Annotated in this window: 2 protein-coding genes; one reads left to right on the top strand and one right to left on the bottom strand. The window is 36.3% G+C overall.

What is annotated here, in order from left to right:
* The first annotated feature begins 140 nt into the window (after positions 1–140).
* On the top strand, positions 141–1,268 hold the full coding sequence (locus tag CRG87_RS07720; RefSeq protein ID WP_101138731.1) for a serine hydrolase domain-containing protein: 1,128 nt from the start codon (positions 141–143) through the stop codon (positions 1,266–1,268).
* Between the two features lie 46 nt (positions 1,269–1,314).
* Here CRG87_RS07720 and CRG87_RS07715 read toward each other — a convergent pair.
* Positions 1,315–1,904: DUF3427 domain-containing protein (locus CRG87_RS07715; protein ID WP_133125506.1), on the bottom strand; the 590-nt coding region annotated here is incomplete at its 5' end.

Below are 1,904 nucleotides of genomic sequence, written 5' to 3'. Positions count from 1 at the left end.
TCTTGCAAATATTACATTGTTGCTTTAATAGTTTTAAACTTTATCCGCTTTGTTAACGAAAATTAACCTTTTTCACATATCTTTGTTAAAGCGAACGTTCTATAATACATCTTAATAACTGTAAGGGAGAATATTATATCTTGAAACGTAAATTTATCGCTTTGGCTGCAGCATTAGTTATTGGTGCTTCTGCGTCAACTGCTCTTTCTACTACTTCGGTTAGCGCGGCACCTACAACTAACAGTCAAACCGAAATGTATAATTTTGTTAGGAATACTTTTAAAAAGCATCATGTTCGTGGCATCGTAACCGTGGTAAAAGATGGTGTGCCACAAACAATTAGTTATGGCTATGCTTGGTACGGCAAGCGCATCGGTAATGGCAGTAAAAATGTTACCTATCCGTCCGCTTCATTACAAAAAGTAGTCACTGCCGCAATGATTGTTCAACTAATTAATGAAACCAAAAATACGGATCAATCTTTTACCCAAAACACAAAGATTTCACGTTGGTATCCTAATTTAAAAAATGCTAACAATATTACAGTTGGCAATCTAATGTCACATACTTCTGGTATTACGGCTACGCAAACCGAAATTGATCGGGGTGTTGTTTATTCCGAAGCAGATTCAATTGACTGGGTTGTTAAAAATATCAACGCTTCTAAAGCAGATAGTGTAGGTAATTATCATTACAATAATAGTAACTACATTTTACTTGCTGGCATCATTCGCCAAGTTACCGGAAAGTCTTATGAAGATAACTTTGAGAGTCGCATCGTTAAAAAGCTTAACTTACAAAGAACATACCTTTATCAAGGCATCCCTAAGGGAATAACAGATCCCATTTCTTACTATTCAAATGGCGGCAAGAACTACCAGCAATCTAGTTACGTTAAAGCCAGCCTTGCCTCTCAAATTCCTGGCGCCGGTAACTTATTCACCACAACAGACGAATATTACAAAATACAAGTTGGCCTAAATGACGGTAGCATCCTAAGTAAGGATGATTTTTACTACTTAACTCACTTGAAGAGTAAGGCTACAGATTACTGCGGTGGAATGTATTTAAGAAATAAAGAAACTCTCAAATCCGCTTATGGTAGTTTCTATGGACTCCACTTTGGTACTTGGGTTCAACTAACAACTGATAATCAAAACGGCATTGTCATGTTTTTAAATCAGACTAATGATGTTGAAAACGACGAAAAAGATGTAGGCTACGAAATCCTTCAGCACATCAAGCCCAATACATTTGTTTCAAGATAAATTATCTATTTAAAAAAGCTTCTTTAATCATAAAGAAGCTTTTTTCTTATTCTTCAAATAGTAGTTCATATATTTTGGCTTCAAGTGGATGTTTAAGTAGCAAATTCATCCCAACCGCAGCCTTTTTCTTTGGACCTAATTGCTCTTCTTTAACGGTCTCGTTTTGAATTTCCGCTTGGCCAAGATAGAAAAATTGTTTACCAATTGCATCGCTTTTCTTAACAAATAGGTGAAGCTTCATTTCGGGTGTATTCAATAATCTTTGAACTTCATCAGAATCTATATGACGTGGCGAACGCGTGTACCACCTTAAGCTGCGACCGTCTTCTAGAGTATTGTTGTACACAGCATTCCGCTTTTTAGTTGAATCCTTTTTATAAGTAATAAAAATCGGCGTTTCATCTTTATCAACACGATAACCATACATTGGCGCCGAAACATCCTTCGGCCAATTAAGCAGCCTACAAGCATCTTTTCGATCATATTGCTCGTAAAGCGTGAATTGCTTTTGGTTATCATACTTTTGGTTAAGCGCCAAACCAGTTTTAACAACATCGGTAAACAATTGCTTAAACTGCTGGTTATGATTAAGTGCTTCCTCTAATTGCGGTGCTAGTTGATAAGTGAATAAATCTG

This window comes from Lactobacillus apis (assembly GCF_002837055.1).
GTDB classification, from domain to species: Bacteria; Bacillota; Bacilli; order Lactobacillales; family Lactobacillaceae; genus Lactobacillus; species Lactobacillus apis.
The sequence above is the reverse complement of the archived record's forward strand: the minus strand, read 5'-3'. Positions and strand labels throughout refer to the sequence as shown.